The 17,134-nt window shown below is 53.8% G+C and carries 16 protein-coding genes; 2 read left to right on the top strand and 14 right to left on the bottom strand.

What is annotated here, in order from left to right; genetic code table 11:
* Positions 1–47: 47 nt before the first annotated feature.
* The 6 genes from CGZ75_RS16755 to CGZ75_RS16730 all read right to left on the bottom strand — a co-directional run bounded on the left by CGZ75_RS16755 (position 48) and on the right by CGZ75_RS16730 (position 5,076).
* Positions 48–974 (bottom strand): protein kinase domain-containing protein, encoded by a 927-nt coding sequence (locus tag CGZ75_RS16755; protein ID WP_089525397.1) that lies wholly within the window; start codon positions 972–974, stop codon positions 48–50.
* The gene (locus CGZ75_RS16750; RefSeq protein WP_089525396.1) at positions 958–1,686 is read right to left on the bottom strand and encodes a vWA domain-containing protein; all 729 of its coding nucleotides are present in this window, start codon (positions 1,684–1,686) and stop codon (positions 958–960) included. The genes CGZ75_RS16755 and CGZ75_RS16750 overlap by 17 nt, the downstream gene beginning before the upstream one ends.
* Positions 1,687–1,833: 147 nt before the next feature.
* Positions 1,834–2,868 (bottom strand): NADH:flavin oxidoreductase/NADH oxidase, encoded by a 1,035-nt coding sequence (locus tag CGZ75_RS16745; protein WP_089525395.1) that lies wholly within the window; start codon positions 2,866–2,868, stop codon positions 1,834–1,836.
* A gap of 197 nt (positions 2,869–3,065) precedes the next feature.
* Positions 3,066–3,758: a hypothetical protein gene (locus CGZ75_RS16740; RefSeq protein WP_089525394.1), complete on the bottom strand. Its 693-nt coding sequence runs from the start codon at positions 3,756–3,758 to the stop codon at positions 3,066–3,068.
* Positions 3,755–4,663, bottom strand: a complete 909-nt coding sequence (locus tag CGZ75_RS16735; protein WP_089525932.1) for an ABC transporter ATP-binding protein — start codon at positions 4,661–4,663, stop codon at positions 3,755–3,757. Before CGZ75_RS16735 ends, CGZ75_RS16740 begins: the two co-directional genes overlap by 4 nt.
* Before the next feature lie 44 nt (positions 4,664–4,707).
* Complete coding sequence (locus tag CGZ75_RS16730; protein WP_089525393.1) at positions 4,708–5,076, bottom strand: GntR family transcriptional regulator; 369 nt, start codon at positions 5,074–5,076, stop codon at positions 4,708–4,710.
* A 279-nt stretch (positions 5,077–5,355) separates the two neighbouring features.
* Between CGZ75_RS16730 and CGZ75_RS16725 the strand changes: the two genes are divergently transcribed.
* A complete protein-coding gene (locus tag CGZ75_RS16725; RefSeq protein ID WP_089525392.1) occupies positions 5,356–6,210 on the top strand; it encodes a manganese catalase family protein in 855 nt (284 codons plus the stop codon).
* Positions 6,211–6,480: 270 nt separating this feature from the next.
* Here CGZ75_RS16725 and CGZ75_RS16720 read toward each other — a convergent pair whose 3' ends face one another.
* Together CGZ75_RS16720 and spoIIE are read right to left on the bottom strand one after the other, a co-directional pair.
* Positions 6,481–7,254 carry a hypothetical protein gene (locus CGZ75_RS16720; RefSeq protein WP_089525391.1) on the bottom strand — a complete coding sequence of 258 codons (774 nt, stop codon included), beginning with the start codon at positions 7,252–7,254 and terminating at the stop codon, positions 6,481–6,483.
* 801 nt (positions 7,255–8,055) lie between these two features.
* A complete protein-coding gene (gene spoIIE, locus CGZ75_RS16715; RefSeq protein WP_089525390.1) occupies positions 8,056–10,551 on the bottom strand; it encodes a stage II sporulation protein E in 2,496 nt (831 codons plus the stop codon).
* 594 nt (positions 10,552–11,145) lie between these two features.
* Here spoIIE and CGZ75_RS24675 point away from each other — a divergent pair.
* A complete protein-coding gene (locus CGZ75_RS24675; protein WP_141136802.1) occupies positions 11,146–11,925 on the top strand; it encodes a hypothetical protein in 780 nt (259 codons plus the stop codon).
* A gap of 546 nt (positions 11,926–12,471) precedes the next feature.
* Here CGZ75_RS24675 and CGZ75_RS16710 read toward each other — a convergent pair.
* From CGZ75_RS16710 to CGZ75_RS16685, 6 genes are all read right to left on the bottom strand, one after another.
* Positions 12,472–13,050 (bottom strand): S1 domain-containing RNA-binding protein, encoded by a 579-nt coding sequence (locus CGZ75_RS16710; protein ID WP_089525389.1) that lies wholly within the window; start codon positions 13,048–13,050, stop codon positions 12,472–12,474.
* A 153-nt stretch (positions 13,051–13,203) separates the two neighbouring features.
* On the bottom strand, positions 13,204–13,497 hold the full coding sequence (locus tag CGZ75_RS16705) for an FtsB family cell division protein (RefSeq protein WP_089525388.1): 294 nt from the start codon (positions 13,495–13,497) through the stop codon (positions 13,204–13,206).
* A 57-nt stretch (positions 13,498–13,554) separates the two neighbouring features.
* Positions 13,555–14,163, bottom strand: a complete 609-nt coding sequence (yabQ, locus tag CGZ75_RS16700; protein WP_245850887.1) for a spore cortex biosynthesis protein YabQ — start codon at positions 14,161–14,163, stop codon at positions 13,555–13,557.
* Entirely contained in the window at positions 14,160–14,444 is a 285-nt protein-coding gene (gene yabP, locus CGZ75_RS16695) for a sporulation protein YabP (RefSeq protein WP_089525387.1), read from the bottom strand. The genes yabQ and yabP overlap by 4 nt, the downstream gene beginning before the upstream one ends.
* A gap of 292 nt (positions 14,445–14,736) precedes the next feature.
* Positions 14,737–16,335: a malate synthase A gene (gene aceB, locus CGZ75_RS16690; RefSeq protein WP_089525386.1), complete on the bottom strand. Its 1,599-nt coding sequence runs from the start codon at positions 16,333–16,335 to the stop codon at positions 14,737–14,739.
* 22 nt (positions 16,336–16,357) lie between these two features.
* Positions 16,358–17,134: a fumarylacetoacetate hydrolase family protein gene (locus tag CGZ75_RS16685; RefSeq protein WP_089525385.1), complete on the bottom strand. Its 777-nt coding sequence runs from the start codon at positions 17,132–17,134 to the stop codon at positions 16,358–16,360.

Genomic DNA, 17,134 nt, shown 5'->3' with positions numbered 1-17,134 from the left:
ATAGTGGACTTCGAGCTGTCAGTCGGTTCGTTGATTCGTCGGTTCGTCTACCCGAAGCCGCCGGCCAGCCAAAATGCCGATGCCGCGAGTCCCGCGGCGGACAGCAGAAACAGTGCCTTGGTCCACCACGGCACTGGCTTCGAGGGCCTGCCGATGCGGTGAATAACGACGTTCCAGGCGTCCGCAGCTTCGGCTGCGTCTCTGAAGCCGCCAGCGAAGGCGCGCGCCAGCCAGCCGGAGAACGGCTTCAGCTGCTGAGACTGCTGTGCAAGTCGCAGCAACTCGGCTGTGCCCCTATTTTGGGGCAGCGTACCGGCGGTGAGCCGGTAAAGCTCTTTTTCCTCGAAGAGCTGTACACAGAGCACCGCAAACGAAAACAGGTCATACGGCGCGTCCGAGGTGCGGATACCGGCATTCCAATAACCTCGATCATAAATCTCGGTAAACTGGCGGATGCTCTTACCAAACGCGGTGACGCCCCCATAGTCGACCAACTCCACGCGGCCGTAGTCCGCGACGAGCACATTGTCCACCTTGAGGTCGCCGAACGCCCAGCCTGAGCCATGCAAATCCGCGAGCCGCAGCAGCAAATTGTAACCCGCAAGCGGGAACCACTCCGCTCCGCTGGCTGCCAGAAAGGCGGGCAGCTTCGTACCACGCACATAACGCATGACATAAAAGGGATATTCTTTGCCTGATCTCAGCTTCAGATCATCAACGTCATAAAGGAACGGGCTGCCCCCGTTCCCCTTTTTCTGCTGTTTTTCGAGCGCTTGCAGCACATTGATCTCCGACTGCAGGTCCGCCGTGTCCAGCCCAACTTTAAGCGCCATTAGACGGCTGTCCTGCTGCACCAGATACACCTTGCCGTTGGCTCCCTCGCCAAGCATCCGCTCCACGCGGTAGCGGCGATGCCTCCACTTGCCGGTAATGACCATGCCCCGGTCAAGGTCAAACTTAGCCGACGTAGCCACTCCTCATCTCGTCCTCCTCGCCGCCCCGGCGCCGCTCTTCCATGCTCTCGCGGTAATACTGGGCGACCTGTTGGAGCGCCGGCCCTGTTGGTGTCGTCCCCCGCATCTGCAGCTTGGGAAATAGCGACTGTACGCCGCTCAGATTCGTTGTCCAGTCCAGATCTAGCGTTGCATCATCCCCGTGTTTGTCCCCCGGAAAATGGAACACCGACAGCTCGCTGACGCCTTGCCGTGATTGCAGGCTGAGCATCAGGTCGCGGATGGCTTCCTCGACGGCAGCCATCTTTGGCTTCATGCTCGCGCTGGCATCAATGAGCAGCGCTACACGCAGCTTGCTCGTCTCGCCTAGCTCATCGATGACGCGCACAACCTCGCTGCGCTTCTCGGGCGGCAGCTCTTCGAGCGCTCCTGAACCGCCGAGCACGGACTTGAGCTCTTTTTGCACAGCCTGCTGAATGGTCTGCACCACTGTCTTGCGGGTCATCATCTGCACCGTCTGCGATAGCTGCCGGGTATTGACCATCCGGCTCATACCGCCTCCGGCATGGGCAATCTCTTGAATCTCTTTGGCTCCGTATTCTCCGATGTCGCCGCCGTCTAGTACACCTACTACGTTAACCGTAACTCCATCCGAAAACGCCTGAGCCGCCGCTACAACCGGGCTAAGGCCGACATTTGAGCAGCCGTCCGTAATGAGCAAAATTTGCTTCATTCCATATCCCTCCAGCAGATAGATTCCCAATCTATCTACCAGTGTTGCCGTATTGGAAGGGATTCATAACCCTGGGCCGCAAGGTGAAACGGCTATAGCCGCCTGAGGCGGCGTAGTACATTTCATTCCGAGAAACGGACAAGGGGCCTACTCGGCCGGATAGCCGCGTTTGTAAGCCGGTTGCTCGGCTCGCACGCCGTCCATTTTGCGCAGCGCATCTACAGCCCAGTAAGGGTTGCGCAGCATCGCGCGGCCGATTGCCGCTAGCTCGGCGTCACCACGTGCCACAACGGACTGAGCCAGCTCCGGCTCGTCCAACATGCCGACGGCAATGACTGGAACACCTGTCGCTTCGCGCACTGCGCGGGCCATTGGTACTTGGTAGCCGGGATAGTTGCCCGGCTGGCGGCTGCCGTTCGGCGGAGCTTCCCCTCCGCTGGACACATGGAAGATGTCGACGCCGGCTTCTTTATAACGACGGGCAATCTCCAGCCCATAGTCCAGCTCGTAGCCGCCGTCAATGTATTCTGTTGCCGAGAAACGCATAATAAGCGGCATATCTTTTGGCATAACCTCGCGCACGGCACGAATGACCTCGCAGCCGAAACGCATCCGATCTTCACCATATTCGTCAGTCCGATGGTTGAGCGATGGGGAGTGAAACTGGTGAATAAGGTAGCCATGCGCACCGTGTAGCTCGATCGTATCAAAGCCAGCTTCGACGGCGCGGCGGGCCGCTTCGCGGAACAGAGCGACTTTATCCTGTACCTCGGCCGGCGTCAGCTCGCGAGGCGTCTTCCAGCCTGTTGGCTCAACCGGAATCGCTGAGGAGCTGACTGGCTCCACGGCGTCTGTAGCCTTGCGGCCGGCATGGGCGATCTGGATGCCCATCCGAGCTCCATAGCGCTGGGAATCCCGCACGATTCGAGCATAGGCCGGAATCTGCTCGTCGTCCCATAAGCCGAGACAGCGGTTCGTAATTCGGCCGTCCGGTTCCACATTGGTCATTTCCATAATAATGAGGCCTGTACCACCAACCGCTCGAGATACATAGTGGACGTAATGCCACTCGTTCGGCGTCCCGTCCTCCGCATCTACGGAATACTGGCACATCGGCGCCATGACGATCCGGTTGTTCAATTCCAGCCCCTTTAGGCGAAAAGGCTCCGACAGCTTAGTCATGCTCCACACTCCTCTATTCAGCGAACGCGGCCGATCCGCGCTTCGTTTCTTTTCCTCTATTATAAGTCATCCCGCGCGCAAATGAAAAAACCGCCCTCCCTTAAACGGGAATGCGGTTGAAATGATTTGGAGTTCTTTTGGAGTTTCGTGCCGGTTGGCAAATAGATTACGTCATGCGCGCAGCAGATAAGGAAGGACTAAGAGCGAACGGCAGAACGGCGCAGCATCAGCCAAGACAGGAGAGCAAGGACGGCCGCGAGTACAAACACCCCCGCCATAATTCCGGCCAGCGTAGGCTGCAGATCGACAAACCATTGAAATATCGGCTGCCACCAGCCGCGCAGCGAAGCGATTGTAATCAGCGCTCCGCCGAAGATGAAGGAGCCGCCATACAGAATGAAATTGCCCTTTTTGCCGAAGCGGCGGGACAGGCTGCCAGAAACGAACCCAATGAAAAACAGCAGCAAAAGCGCAGTAAAGAAGACGTAGAACGTTTGCCAGATCGGGCCGTCACTCAGATTTGGGATGACAAAAAAATTCATTCCCATCCAACTGCCTACCGCTTTTTCTATCTCCGTAACGACTGTCAACAGCGCGGAATGGAATAAAGAGAGCGTCACAATCACAAGGCTGCTTCCCATAAAATAATCCCGCCTGCTAATACACAGGCTCAGCGCAAAGGAAAACGTCTGGTTAACCGCAATCATACCCGCGATATACACATAAACGAAAATCGACATCAGACCGCCGGTCGTAAAACGATCCTGCATGCTGGCTGCAATAATAGTGTTGACTACAAAACTGGAGAGGAGAATCAGCCACGGAAGATAGACCCAGCTGAACAAATCTCTACGGTACATCATAATGACACTTTTTAATCCGCGATTCACGCCAATCCCTCCCTGATTGTCCCGTTATGTCCCGTTAGATGCACGATTAGCTGCTGCAGCGGAAGCGGCGCCGTTTCCAGACCAGCGGCTCTAGCCTCGGCCTGCTCCGACGGGGATGAAGCCAGCAGCGCGGCATGGGCGGAACCGCCCAGTGCTTCGCGCCGCAGCGAGCGGCGGCCGGCTGTGAAGGCATCTACTTTGGCAGCAGGCCCCGTTACGGTGTAGGCACGCATCCGCAGCGATTCCGTATCCTCGTGCAGCAGCAGGCGGCCCCCGTCGATGACATGGACTTCCTCCAATAGCCGGCTCACTTCATCGATCAAATGTGTGGACAGCACAATCGTCCGGGGATTTTCAGCATATTCCTCAATGAGTCGATCGTAAAACAGGCCGCGAGCGACCGCGTCCAGCCCCAAATACGGCTCGTCGAACAGCGTCAGCTCCGCGCGGCTCGCCAGTCCGATGATGATGCCGACCGAGGAGAGCATGCCGCGCGAGAAACCTTTGATTTTCTTGCAGCGGGGAAGCCGGAACTCCTCTGTGAGACGGTCGGCGAACGCCGCGTCCCAGTTGGGATAGAGCGTTGAAGCCACCGCCAGCATGTCATTTACATTGAATGCCTCCGGGTAGCGCTGGCTTTCTTTGATGAAACAAACGCGGCTTAACGCTTCACGGTTTTCGTAGGGGTTTTGTCCGAAAATTCGGACTTCTCCAGATGTAGCAAACAGCTGGGCCGTCGCGATGCTCATCAGCGTCGTTTTGCCTGCGCCGTTACGGCCGAGTAGGCCGTGAATCCGATTCGCCTCCAGCCGCAGCGACACGCCGTCCAGCGCTTGCTGATCCGCATAGGTTTTGGTCAGACGGACCGTTTCCAGCGCAATGGTTGAACGTTGATCCCGACTCATCGTACCGGCCCCATTATTGTTAGAATACTTGTTCACGTTCACCCTCAACCCCGCCCCTTCTCCTGGATTAGCACCGCCAGTTGCTTGTTGTCTATGCCCAGCTTCTCCGCCTCGCGCAGCAGCGGTACGATGTAAATCTCGTAAAATTGCTCCTGGCGTCTGAGAACGAGACGCTCTCTTGCCCCTTCCGCGACGAACATGCCAATCCCCCTCTTCTTGTATAAAATGCCTTGGTCCACCAATACATTCACACCTTTGGCCGCGGTTGCCGGGTTAATGCCGTAAAACTGAGCGAAATGCGTCGTCGACGGCGCCTGCCCTTCCTCTGAAAGCGTCCCATCCACGATGTCATCCTCGATCTTCTCCGCGATCTGTTGGAAGATCGGCCTTCCGTCATCCATTGGAAAGCTCATTTTATCTCACCACCAAGTTGGTTAATTACTCATGTAACTAACCATATAACCTATGCGCGAAATTGTCAACAGGTTCCAGGGGGAAAAACACAAAAAAAATCGGCGGTCCTTGGAGGACTGCCGAGTACCGCTATGAAATCTGCATAGCCCTGGAAACTAAGGGGACGATAGAAACGAGTTTTTATTGAAGTACAAAGGAGAATGTGCATTAACTATTGGACCGATTGCTGAGCCAGCGGTGGGTTGGCCATTTTACACATAAACAAGGAGGAAAAGATCATGTATTTCTACAAAGAAGATCTTATTAACGCAATCGTACCGGACAAGCCTGACCCGGCGGCTGCAAAGGTACTGCAGGAAGCATTGGGCGGACAGTTCGGCGAAATGCGGACGATGATGCAATACTTTTTCCAAAGCAGCAATTTCCGCGGAAAAGAAACCCAGTATCGAGACCTGCTGCGAGGCGTTTTCCTGGAAGAAATTGCTCATGTGGAGTTGGTGCAAAATACGATCAACCAGCTTTTGACGGGAGCCGGCGAGGAGTCACCGGGAAATTCAGGAGTCGACGGAGCGCCGCTCGACGAAGCGGTTAAACATGCCAATCCGCATCACTATATTATGGGGGCCCAGGGATCGCTTCCAGTGGACGCGGGAGGCAACCCGTGGCTGGGCAGCTATGTGTACAATCATGGCAATTTAATCGCCGATATGCTGAACAATGTCGTTCTGGAATCCACCGGAGTGCTTCAGAAAACGCGTATTTACGAGATGAGCTCCAACAAAACGTTTCGGGAGACGCTCGGGTTTCTGATCGTCCGCGACAATGCGCATCAGAATGCCTTTGCCAAAGCTCTGGAAACGCTCGGCGTAGATTGGGGCAAGCTGTTTCCAATACCGAATTACGACATTAACAAGTACCCGGAATGCAAAAAATTCGTCGATATGGGCTATCATAACGCGCAATTCAACTTCAGGCTGGACGAGCACCGTATGGGAGAGATTTTTAGTGGCCAGACGCCGAGTCGCAATGGTGGGGAGCTCCAGGTAACGCCACCGCCTAACGGATTTCCGGTGCCGTTCAATCCAGAATTGCCGAATGAGCATAGCCCCGGGCTAACGGATATGTCTCGCTGACCAAAAAAATAGATCCGGCAGCCCGAATGAGGGCTGCCGGATTTTTTATTTATTCCGCTTGGCTTCCATATGAGGAAGGGCGGGTATAAGTCGCCTGGCCGCGACCGGCGGGCTGCCTGCTGACAGCTCCTGTCCCGGTGACGGGAATGACGAGAAATGGAGTTATTTATTCAGTTGTAATAAGTGCCTGACTTACCAGATGACGCTGCTGCCTGGCCTCCTTTCGTCTCTGGAATGATTCGGGCTAATGCCTCATATGGACTTTACACCTCATGGACTGCGTACCGGTCCGCGCCGCCTTCGGCGCTCCTCCGCGGCGGGCGATCTTCGCCGCCCGCCTGGCGCCGCCGCAATTACAGCGGCGGCGAGTCGCTCAAGCTGGCCGGCAGTCGCCCGGCCCAGCGGCAAAGCTCCCGGCGCGGCATGCTCGCGCGCCGGCTCCCTTGCGCCGCCCTCACCTGGCGGCGCAACGCCTTTGGCGGCGCGGCCATGCCCGCCGCCCGGCCCTGCCGGCCCGCCGCGATCCGCCGGCGGGCCCACGCCTTGCGGCGGCACTAGCTCCAGCTGCGCCCTGGAGCGCTCAGCCGCCGCTGCGGCAGGGCGTGCGCCGCCAGCTCCGCCGGTGCGGCGTCCGCCGCCAGCTGCTACTGCCGCGGGCATCCAGCCCTCGGCATAGCCAGTGCGCTCGGCCACGCGCTCGGCCGCCGTGGCCGCCGCTGTTTCCATGAGCGCTGCGGCAAAGGCGCGCTGCGCCATACGCTCCTCTGCGGTCCATAAGCGCTTGCCGCGCTTCCGATCCGCCACCAGCCGCATGCGCTCCATTTCGCGCATTAGCAGTTCTTGCAGCCGCAGCTCCTCTAGACGTGATTCTGCTTCAGCCCTTCTAACCCGCTCCGCCTCGCGCCGCTCGCGAGCCTCCTCCAACTTCCGCTGCTCTTGAAGCAGCATTTGCTGTTCTAGCTTTTGTTGCTGTTTTGCAAGCAAGCTTTCGCGTTTTTTGCGGGAACGGATACTTCCAGGATTTTTACGAGTTGATATAGTCATTTGAAATTTCCTCCTTAGAATGGGTTGAATCTTGGCCTGTATGACGTTGAATGATTTCAATAAGCTGCAAAGTTCGCTTAAGATCCCGCACTTTCTTGTTCTTACGCTCTTACGTTCTTACGTTCTTACGTTCTTACTATCTTGCTCTTGCTCTTTGCGCTTCTCCTCTTTCCCTTGTCCTTTACTCTCCTGCTCTTACACTCCCTCGCCCTCGCCTCACTTTTATTCGCGTCCTCGTATTACGCTCTCTTGCTCGTCCATTCTCTTACTCGTGTTCTCGCTCTTACACTCTCTTACTCGCCCACTCCCTCGCTTTTTTCATTTCCTTGCTCCTACAATCTCGCGCTCTGCACCGGCTTCCCGGTTCATCCTCCGCTAATTTCACCACTCTCACCTACAAATTGTCCGCGCGCCTTTCAATATGTCTCAGCCTCTGATTCATCTGCACTTCCAGTAATCTCTCCCGCTTGCGGGAGGCACTCCCTTCTTTATCTGTTATTTATGCTCAAGCGTATCCGGCCTCTTCACGGACAGCGTAAGGACTCTATTACTTGCATCAAAGCTCTTCCAGCCATAACTTCCTCAGCCGCTGCTTACCCAACCCCTGCAGTCTCAGCTTCCGCTTCCTCTACTTTCTCAACCTCTACTTTCTCAGGTTCTGCTTTCTCAGGTTCTGCTTCCTCAGCTTCTGCCTTCCAAGCTTCTGCTTTCTCAGCCGCTGCTCACCCAGCTTCTGCTCTCACCTTCCGCTTACCCAGCCCCCACTTCCTCCTTCTCTACTCCCCCGCTGCTACTTCCTCCCTAACTAACCGTCCTCGGTCGCTCGAGCTTGTTCAATCCCGGCCAGCGGAATGTCGCCCATTCCGGATGATGCTTCTCTACCTGTGCCACGACGACGGTCATGTCGTCTACTATCTCGCCTTTGTAATGTCGTACGACGCGTTCCAGCAGGATGTCGGCGATTTCCTGAGGATCGTTCGTGTTCATTTCCTGAATGACCCGTTTCATCCAAAGCTCCTTGTTGACCGCATGGCCCGGAGCGTCATAAATGCCGTCCGTCATCATAATGAGCGTGTCGCCAGGCTGCAGCTGCATGCGGATTAGATCTACATCGATTTCCTGCAAAATACCGATCGGCAAGTTGTTAGCCGCCACAGGAATGACCTCGTTGCCCCGCTTAATGAAGCTCGGAGTCGAGCCGATTTTCATAAACGTCGTATGAGCCGTATATAAATCAATTAGAGCCACATCCACCGTAGCGAACATCTCGTCGGGTGAACGGAGCATTAGCACCGAGTTAACCGACTTAATCGCGAGCTGCTCATCCATACCGGACTGCAGTAGCTGCTGCAAAATACTTAGAGCCGTGCTGCTCTCCAGCCGAGCTCGCTCTCCATTGCCCATGCCGTCGCTGATGGCGACCGCGAACTTTCCGTTGCCTAGCTCTACCGTGCTAAAGCTGTCTCCCGACAGCAAGTCGCCGCCCTTGGCTGCACCGGCGATACCGGTCACGACCTCGTACTCCTTGGCTGATCCAAAGCGAATGAGCCTTGGCTCGCCATTTTTACCGGGCTCTCGCTCAGCTTTCACCGCCACATGTTCGCCCAAAATGTCACTGAGTAGCGGCGCAATAATTTTGCGGCCCTCGTCGTGTCCTTGCGGGAAAGTATGATATACCTCAATCTCGACATTCCCTTCCTCCAAGCTGATAATATCGATGCCGTGAATAGACAGCCCCAGCGACTCCAGTGCATCGCGGATTTGCTCCTCCTGCAGGTGCAGCTGCTGACCTTCCCTCTGAATTTCTCGAGCGAGATCCTCCATGATCTGCGACACGCCTGTCAACTGATCCGCTACGAGTTGCCGCGACTCGAAAATCTGTCTTTTCCAATGAAGATCATGTTTGTACCGCTCATGCTGCTGCTGCAGCGCCCCCATCACCTGATGCGTCTTGCTGCAATGGCTCGTCCAAGCTCTCGGCATATCCTTGCGCCCTGTATACTCCTCCTCGTCCACCACGGTCATCATATCGGTCATCATCTTGTAAGTTTCATAAAATTTTCCGTTCCAGCACATATCTTTGCGGTGGCAATTGGAGCACACCTTGCTGGAAGCGGTGTTCATAAAATGTTGAAGCTCTTCCTCAGCCGGCTTCTGCGGAGCCACCGTATTGAGCTGACCGAAGCTGGTCGCCAGTTGGCGAAACACTTCGGAGAATTGCGTCACGCGCTGCGCGGTTACCTCGCGCACTCGCTTGGCATACTCATGCTGCGACTTCACATGTTCGCTCGTTCCCGGTACGTAGCGAGAGATTGTTTTGACGACCAATTTTGGAGTGAGTAGGAACAGCGCCGCGGCCGCCACCGACTCCCAAGTGCTCGTCATTACATCCATCCCGCCGCCTACATATAAGGAAAGAATCGAAGTGCCAAGCAGCATGCCGAACGCAACCGCCATCTTCCCTCCATCTCGCAACAGTCCAGCCAGCAAGCCGGAAAAAGCAAGCAAACTCATCTGTACAACCGCGTTCAGATTGGCAAGGCTAAGAATAAGTCCGGCTACGACGCCGACAGAAGCTCCAAGCGGAGCTCCACCCGCCAGTGCGAACAGCAGCAGCATATAACGGGACAAAATATGCTCCAGCGACAGCCCCTGGATCGTCCAACCGACCACGCCAGTCATGACCGATGCCATGAGAATCATCAGACAGATGATCTCCTCGTTTTTGAGCGAATTGCTTTTACGCGTCATCGTCAGCACCGGAATGGCCTGTACAAACACCAGCGTCAGCACAAACGCCAGCGCCGATTCCACGCCGACCATCATCAAGTCGTACCAGCCGACCGTCCCGTGCACAAAAGCTCCGAAGAGCTTCACGATGAGCGTTGCCAGGAACACCAGGATTGGTGCTTGGGACAGCTCCGCTTTTTCGTACACCTCCAGCCCTTTAATGAGCAAGAACAGTACTGCGATCTCCATCGCAATCGGGATTGCGCTAGGCGTCACCGCCAGCAGGCTGCCCGCTACGAGCGAGATGGCCGTTAGTTTGTACACGTCCTTTCTCAAAAAATAGATGACCGCAAAGTAAGCGGGCGCAAATGGCATCAGGTTCTCCAGGATGACCGCTCGTCCGAGCAGGAATCCGACGACGGCAATCAGTATGGTCCAGCGCTTCGCCGCGATCAGCTGAAAGGCTCTCCACTGCGTCGCTTTTTCTTTCCCTTTACGCAGCGCCTCTACTGCACGGCTTGTCCGTGGCTGACCAGGGAACAGAACAACGTTGGCTTTTTCCTTCATTACGGCACCACCATTTCCGCCTTAGTGAGTCCAATTATAGGGGCCGAATTTTATAAAGTTTGTCAGAACAAGGCTTGTGCCGGAAAGTTTTTTCCGACATCCCTCTCGCTCTTCGCGCGCGGCGCGCGGCAGTTTGTCGGCGGAGCCGCGAGCCCTTATCGGGTATGCGATTGCGGCTGCCGGATACACTCCTGAAAAGCTCACATGAAGGAGGCCATAGCGCGGATGATGCGGTCTTTAGCCAGGTTTAGTTTCCGTTTGAACGCGTCGAATGGGGGGTAGTTTCTGTCGGGACTTAAGGATAATGGGGGGAAAGTTTTTGGCATACTCGAGTATAAGGCGAATCAAGGGGCCTCAGCGTCGAAGCTTCGGGGGCGGATGCTGTCCCATGTGCAGAGTGTTGGAGCTGGAATGAGCGGGCAGCGGGCTGGAAAAGAGCTGGGATGGCCGGCTGCAACGAGCTAAAACCCTGCTCTGAAGCTGCCTTCTTATGCGCCGCGGCCTCTGCCGCTGCGTGGTTCGTTTTCAAGTAGCTTCGACTACTTACTTCTGGCTTTTCCGCCGCTCAGACGGCTCTCAAGTAACTTCGACTACTTGATTCTCATTTTTCCGCTGCACAGATGGCTCTCAAGTAACTTCGACTACTTGATTCTCACTTTTCCGCTGCACAGATGGCTCTCAAGTAACTTCGACTACTTGATTCTGGCTTTTCCGCTGCTCAGATCGCTTTCAAGTAGCTTCGACTACTTGCATCTCACTTTTCCGCTGCACAGATGGCTCTCAAGTAACTTCGACTACTTACTTCTCACTTTTCCGCTGCACAGACCGCTCTCAAGTAGCTTCGACTACTTGATTCTGGCTTTTCCGCTGCACAGATGGCTCTCAAGTAACTTCGACTACTTGATTCTGGCTTTTCCGCTGCACAGATGGCTCTCAAGTAACTTCGACTACTTGATTCTCACTTTTCCGCTGCACAGATGGCTCTCAAGTAACTTCGACTACTTACTTCTGGCTTTTCCGCCGTGTCCGCAGAAATCAAGTTGTCGGGCCTACACCGCCTCAGCGACCAAAAATGTGACGATCATCGATTTCACGCTTCCGGCAGCGATTACACTGAGACAGGGCGAATCGCTCGCTCAAAAAACGGGCTGCAAATTCTGTCTTCTAAATCTGACGAAGAAGATCGCAACCCAAATCAGCTGGAGCAGCAGCAATACGGCGACCGTCGCCGTTGACGCTACCGGCAAATCAGAGCGCCAACGATTAAAGCATCATCACCACTACCTGCATTTTTGTAGAGCGTGGCAATTAGCGTGTAACCCTCCCGGCGAAGCCGCTCAACGAATCGTACTATTCAGGCGACCAATAAAATAGAGGTTGGTTGATGGCGTTGAATTTTGAATTTTTTTCTAACCTTGAAGCGTTCATCCGGGGGTTATGGCTGATTGGGAAGCCATGACGATTTTGCTTGTGCATGAATGGAGTCTCTCATACGTAACGGACCTGAGAAGCCTTATTTCAGCAAAATGGAGGGTTTTCGCAGCGTAACGGATTTGAGAAGCCCTATTTAGGGAATTTCGCGGTAATATCATCATTGGGATCAGAATAAAGCTTCTCAGGTCCGTTAGATGATTCATAGCCTGTTTTGAGAGGAAATAAGCTCTCTCAGTTCCATTAGTATGTGTATGAACAAGCTCGGCCGCGATGAGTTTCACATGAATGCACAAGCTGAGACTTTCTGCTTTCTGCTTTCTGCTTTCTGCGTTCTGCGTTCTGCGTTCTGCGTTCTGCGTTCTGCGTTCTGCGTTCTGCGTTCTAGCCAGTACTAAAAGCGATGCGATTGGAACTCAAAAAAAGGGGCCATCCCTAGTCATCGTTAGATGACTAGGGATGGCCCCTACTTATTGCCGCTGAAAAGAACTACACGCGCTTGGCTCCACGGCCGCCGCGTTTACCTTCTGTGTTCTTCTTCAGAGTCGAGATCCGTTCTTCGCTATCTTTTAGGAAGCGGGACATTCTATCCTCGAAAGAGGGCTTGCCGAATGCAGGACGACCGCCGCCACCGCCGGCGCCGCCCTTATTGAACGGACGGCCACCACCGCCACCACCGCCACCGCCGCCTGGACCGCGTCCGCCGCCACCGCCGCCGCCGAAGCCGCCTGGGCCACGCGGAGGACCGCTACCAGGACCGCGCGGAGCACCGCCGCCTGGACCGCCTTCGCGATTGAAGCGCTCGCGCGCTGGAGGCGCGCTGCCTTCAGGACGGTCGATCGCTTGCTTGATGGACAGACCAATCTTACCGCCTTGATCGATGTTGATGACCTTAACCGTCACGACATCTTCCAGCTTCAGATGATCCTTGACGTCCTTCACATAATTGTCGGCAATCTCGGAAATGTGTACGAGGCCTGTGACACCCCCCGACAAATCGACGAATGCCCCAAAATGTGTAATGCCTGTCACTTTGCCCTGTAATTTGGCGCCCACTTCTATTGCCATAAAATAAAATGTTCCTCCCTAAAAGTTGTGCGAAGCAAGTTAAATGCCGTCACTATGCCAATACTGGCATGGATGGCATGCTTAATCTCAATTATACCGTAAGGCCAAAAGCAAGGTCAACAGACGGATGCCTGGTCAATCCTGGCTCCGCCCTTATTCCGATGGAGTAATTAGCTCTTCGCCGGGCTTAACCAGCCCCTGCTGCTTCGTCGCGAGCTGCGAAATATATTCCGGATCATTGAGCTGCTTAACCTTAGCCTGCAGCTCTTCACCCTGCTTTTGCATCTGTTCCAGCCGATCCTTGGCCACCGTCAGTCGCCCTTCGGTCTCCGTTTGGCGCTGCATCTGAGAGAACAGGGTATACCCTGCCCACGCTAAAATAACCGTCATCGCCAATAGCCACAGCTTAAATCTTCTGCGCGCGCCCGTCGTGTTCGGACTTATCATCACGTGAATCCTCCCGTCACTTCCAAGGTATGGCTTGAAGGACCGGAGCGAATCCAATCACTTGCGGCAAATCCGCTTCCAAGCCTGGATAAACCCATTCGACACTCTCGCCGCTTTCTCCTGCACCTTCCAGCGAACGAGAAGCTGTCCCAGCTGCCTGTCCAATGGACGCAGCAGCGGGCCCAATATCCAGAGAAATAAAATTCCTAATGGACGAATTAATTGTAGCACAATCCGAAATAGGAAAATAGAAAACACCACGGCAAACCCTGTCAAAACGCGAATCACACGGTAGATTCCTATCACAGGACGAATAAGAAGTATGTCCGTCAAGCGAACAAGGAAATGAACGATCGCCCGCATGGCAACAATCAACCACTTGCTGAGCTTAATGACGGCACGGCTGAACAGCAAATAATACAGGCATATGCCGATCAGCAGCCCCAGGAAAACAAACGCCCGTACCTCGCCCTCATTGCTGGCGTACAGCACCCGGAATACCGCGAGCGACGTGATCACCCAGAACGCGATATCCAACACCGGCATGATCCACCGGGGGAACCGCAGCTCATGGGATACAACGCGGTAGCCATCAAACGAAGTGCCCATCAGCAGACCCGACAGCAACATCATCGCCATCGTCCAGCCTTGGGTTTCCAGCGTCACTTGAATAACTTCCCGAACAGGCCTTTAGACTTGCCCCCCTGGGAGCCGTCCAGATAGGCGAGGGAATGGACAAGCCCTTCAATTGCCACAAGACCTTGTTCCAGACTCAGATGTTTCATATGCAGGTTCTGGCCCCGGATCGCCAGGAACCCAAGCTCGGTTTCGAGCAGGAACTCTTCATTGTCAAAGCTTTCAACATTCAGCACACCCGTTATCTCCAGCAACTTGCGGTTCAGCATTTTGACTTCCTGCCGCTTCTGCCCTTTTACAGGTTCACTCATACCTCGTCCCCTCCTTATAAGCCTATGCTTATTAGAAGGGGACGAGGTTTAGAACCTATAGGAGTGGGGGGTAAGCATCATTAACCTCTATATCGACAGATGAAACTCCCCTATTAGAGGTAGTTCAAAAAGCCCCCCATTGATCACGAAGTAAAACAGGAAGCCAACTCGACATCGAATCTTGTGTTCACCTTCGAAGTCCGGTGCTCATGTAGGTTTGCCAACCTCCTTCTTCCCGTTCTCACAACCTTCTCGGTGCTGAATGGCGACCTTTTTGAACTCGCATTATTAACTATTTTAATAATGAATATCCAGGAACAGTAAGGAAGTCTTCAAAGGATTCACTAAGGGTCAGCTTGGAAAATAGTTCGGAAGCCTGTTCGAATTTCCCCCTGTTGAAAGCATTTTCGCCAATCGACGCTTTCAATTTCTGGAGTTCTTCTGTGACGATTCCTTCGAACATCTCGACCGTTATTTTCCGACCATCGTCCAGGATGCCTTTGGGATGACGAATCCATTGCCATACCTGCGCTCTTGAAATTTCGGCCGTTGCGGCATCCTCCATCAGGTTGTTAATTGGCACCGCTCCGAATCCTCTAAGCCAAGCTTCCAGGTACTGAATCCCAACGCTGACGTTGATGCGAAGCCCGGCTTCAGTGATCTCACCACGGGGCACTTCAAGTAAATTCTCCGCCGTAATTTCAGCATCTATCTGTTTATCGATCTGATTCGGGGACGGCATTAAGCGGTCAAATACTTCCATCGCAATCGGAACCAGACCGGGATGCGCCACCCAGGTGCCATCATGGCCGTTGGATGCTTCCCGCTCTTTATCAGCCCGTACTTTACCCATGGCCTCTTCATTCGCAGCAACATCGTCTTTAACCGGAATTTGAGCGGCCATTCCACCGATACAATGTGCTCCACGATGGTGGCAGGTTTTGATCGCGAGAATAGAATAGGATTTCATGAAAGGAGCTGTCATCGTTACTACGCTGCGGTCCGGGAGAATGACATGCGGCTGATTGCGAAGCTTTTTAATATAGCTGAAAATATAATCCCAACGGCCGCAGTTCAGAGCGGAAATATGTTCGCGCAGTTCATACAGAATTTCATCCATTTCGAAAGCGGCCATAATCGTTTCAATAAGAACGGTCGCCTTAATGGAGCCTTGAGGAACCCCAAGTTCATCTTGTGCTAGAACGAAGACATCATTCCAGAGGCGGGCTTCGAGATGACTTTCCAGCTTCGGCAGGTAAAAGTAAGGTCCGCTTCCCATGGACAACAGCTTCTTGGCATTATGGAAAAAATAAAGTCCAAAATCAAACAGACTGCCCGAAATTGGCTCTCCATCCACGAGCAAATGTTTCTCTACCAAATGCCAACCGCGCGGCCGCGCGATAAGGACGGCTACCCGCTCGTTTAACGTATAGCTTTTACCGTTCGGCGCTTCGAAAGAAATGTTCCGATCAATAGCATCTCTCAAGTTGACCTGACCCATAACGGAATTGTCCCATGTCGGGGAGTTTGCATCCTCAAAATCCGTCATAAAGGCATGAGCGCCTGAATTAAGCGCATTGATGACCATTTTCCGATCACCGGCCGGTCCTGTAATCTCCACTCTACGGTCCTGCAGATCCTCCGGCACCGGAGCAACTCGCCAGTCTCCATTACGTATATGCTCGGTTTCGCCCAAAAAATGTGGCAGTTCTCCCGCATCAATTCCAGCTTGCCGCTCCACCCTTTTCTGGAGAAGCTCCAGACGTCTTGGATTGAATGTACGGTGAAGCTTTACAACAAAATTCAAAGCATCCGTTGTTAAAATCGTTTCATACCCTTGAACAGTACCCCTCAGTTCAACACCTGCCGGATAGGATTGTACGGAACTCATCGATTAACACACCTTTCAGCTCTTAATTTTTCGATTGGACAACTCGGTTGCGTAGAACGCCGATACCGGTGACGGAGCATTCAATTTCGTCTCCATCTTTCATGAATTCAGCCCCTGCAGGAGAGCCTGACAAAATAACATCTCCCGGTTCAAGCGTCATGGAATGAGAAAGATAAGAGATCATATATTCGATAGGCAAAATCATGAGATCCAGACCACTGTTTTGCTTCCCAATCCCGTTGTGGAGAGCCCCAACACGTACCGCCGAAAGATCTAGATCCGTTTCTATATAGGGACCAAGCGGCGAAAATGTATTTTGCGACTTGCCGACCATCCAATGCCCTTCGGGATGAAATAACTGCGGTGCGGTTACATCGTTGGCTACCGTGTAGCCAAAAATATAGTCCTTGGCCTCGGTCTCTTTGATTTTGCTGGCTGTTTTCCCCATGATCACGGCTAACTCCGCTTCAAATTTAACTTCCTGGAGAGCAGCCGGAATGACGATGTCTTCGCCCGGCCCGATTACAGCTGAAACAGGTTTAAAGAAAAAGATCGGAACGTCAGGGTATTTGGAAGGTTTTGCTTCCCCGGGTCCAACATAATTTTTGCCGACTCCAATGATATGTCGTGGCATTAAGGGTGCTTCCAGCTTCACGCTGTTTAGCGGATATTTGTTCTCTTTAATGATTTTTTTATGGCTTGAGAACAAGTCACCTTCTACCTCGTACAGCCACTCGCCTTCCACAACGCCTAGTTTCATGGGCTGCTCTTCCGCTATGCGAAATCGTGCATATTTCAT

Source organism: Paenibacillus herberti, from assembly GCF_002233675.1.
GTDB classification, from domain to species: Bacteria; Bacillota; Bacilli; order Paenibacillales; family Paenibacillaceae; genus Paenibacillus_O; species Paenibacillus_O herberti.
The sequence above is the reverse complement of the archived record's forward strand: the minus strand, read 5'-3'. Positions and strand labels throughout refer to the sequence as shown.

Bases quoted from the DNA above. Each gene is read 5' to 3' on its own strand.
- CGZ75_RS16750 (WP_089525396.1), bottom strand. From the start codon at position 1,686: ATGAAGCAAATTTTGCTCATTACGGACGGCTGCTCAAATGTCGGCCTT.
- CGZ75_RS16745 (WP_089525395.1), bottom strand. From the start codon at position 2,868: ATGACTAAGCTGTCGGAGCCTTTTCGCCTAAAGGGGCTGGAATTGAAC.
- CGZ75_RS16735 (WP_089525932.1), bottom strand. From the start codon at position 4,663: ATGAGTCGGGATCAACGTTCAACCATTGCGCTGGAAACGGTCCGTCTG.
- CGZ75_RS16730 (WP_089525393.1), bottom strand. From the start codon at position 5,076: ATGAGCTTTCCAATGGATGACGGAAGGCCGATCTTCCAACAGATCGCG.
- CGZ75_RS16725 (WP_089525392.1), top strand. From the start codon at position 5,356: ATGTATTTCTACAAAGAAGATCTTATTAACGCAATCGTACCGGACAAG.
- CGZ75_RS16720 (WP_089525391.1), bottom strand. From the start codon at position 7,254: ATGACTATATCAACTCGTAAAAATCCTGGAAGTATCCGTTCCCGCAAA.
- spoIIE (WP_089525390.1), bottom strand. From the start codon at position 10,551: ATGAAGGAAAAAGCCAACGTTGTTCTGTTCCCTGGTCAGCCACGGACA.
- CGZ75_RS16710 (WP_089525389.1), bottom strand. From the start codon at position 13,050: ATGGCAATAGAAGTGGGCGCCAAATTACAGGGCAAAGTGACAGGCATT.
- CGZ75_RS16705 (WP_089525388.1), bottom strand. From the start codon at position 13,497: ATGATAAGTCCGAACACGACGGGCGCGCGCAGAAGATTTAAGCTGTGG.
- yabP (WP_089525387.1), bottom strand. From the start codon at position 14,444: ATGAGTGAACCTGTAAAAGGGCAGAAGCGGCAGGAAGTCAAAATGCTG.
- aceB (WP_089525386.1), bottom strand. From the start codon at position 16,335: ATGAGTTCCGTACAATCCTATCCGGCAGGTGTTGAACTGAGGGGTACT.
- CGZ75_RS16685 (WP_089525385.1), bottom strand. From the start codon at position 17,134: ATGAAATATGCACGATTTCGCATAGCGGAAGAGCAGCCCATGAAACTA.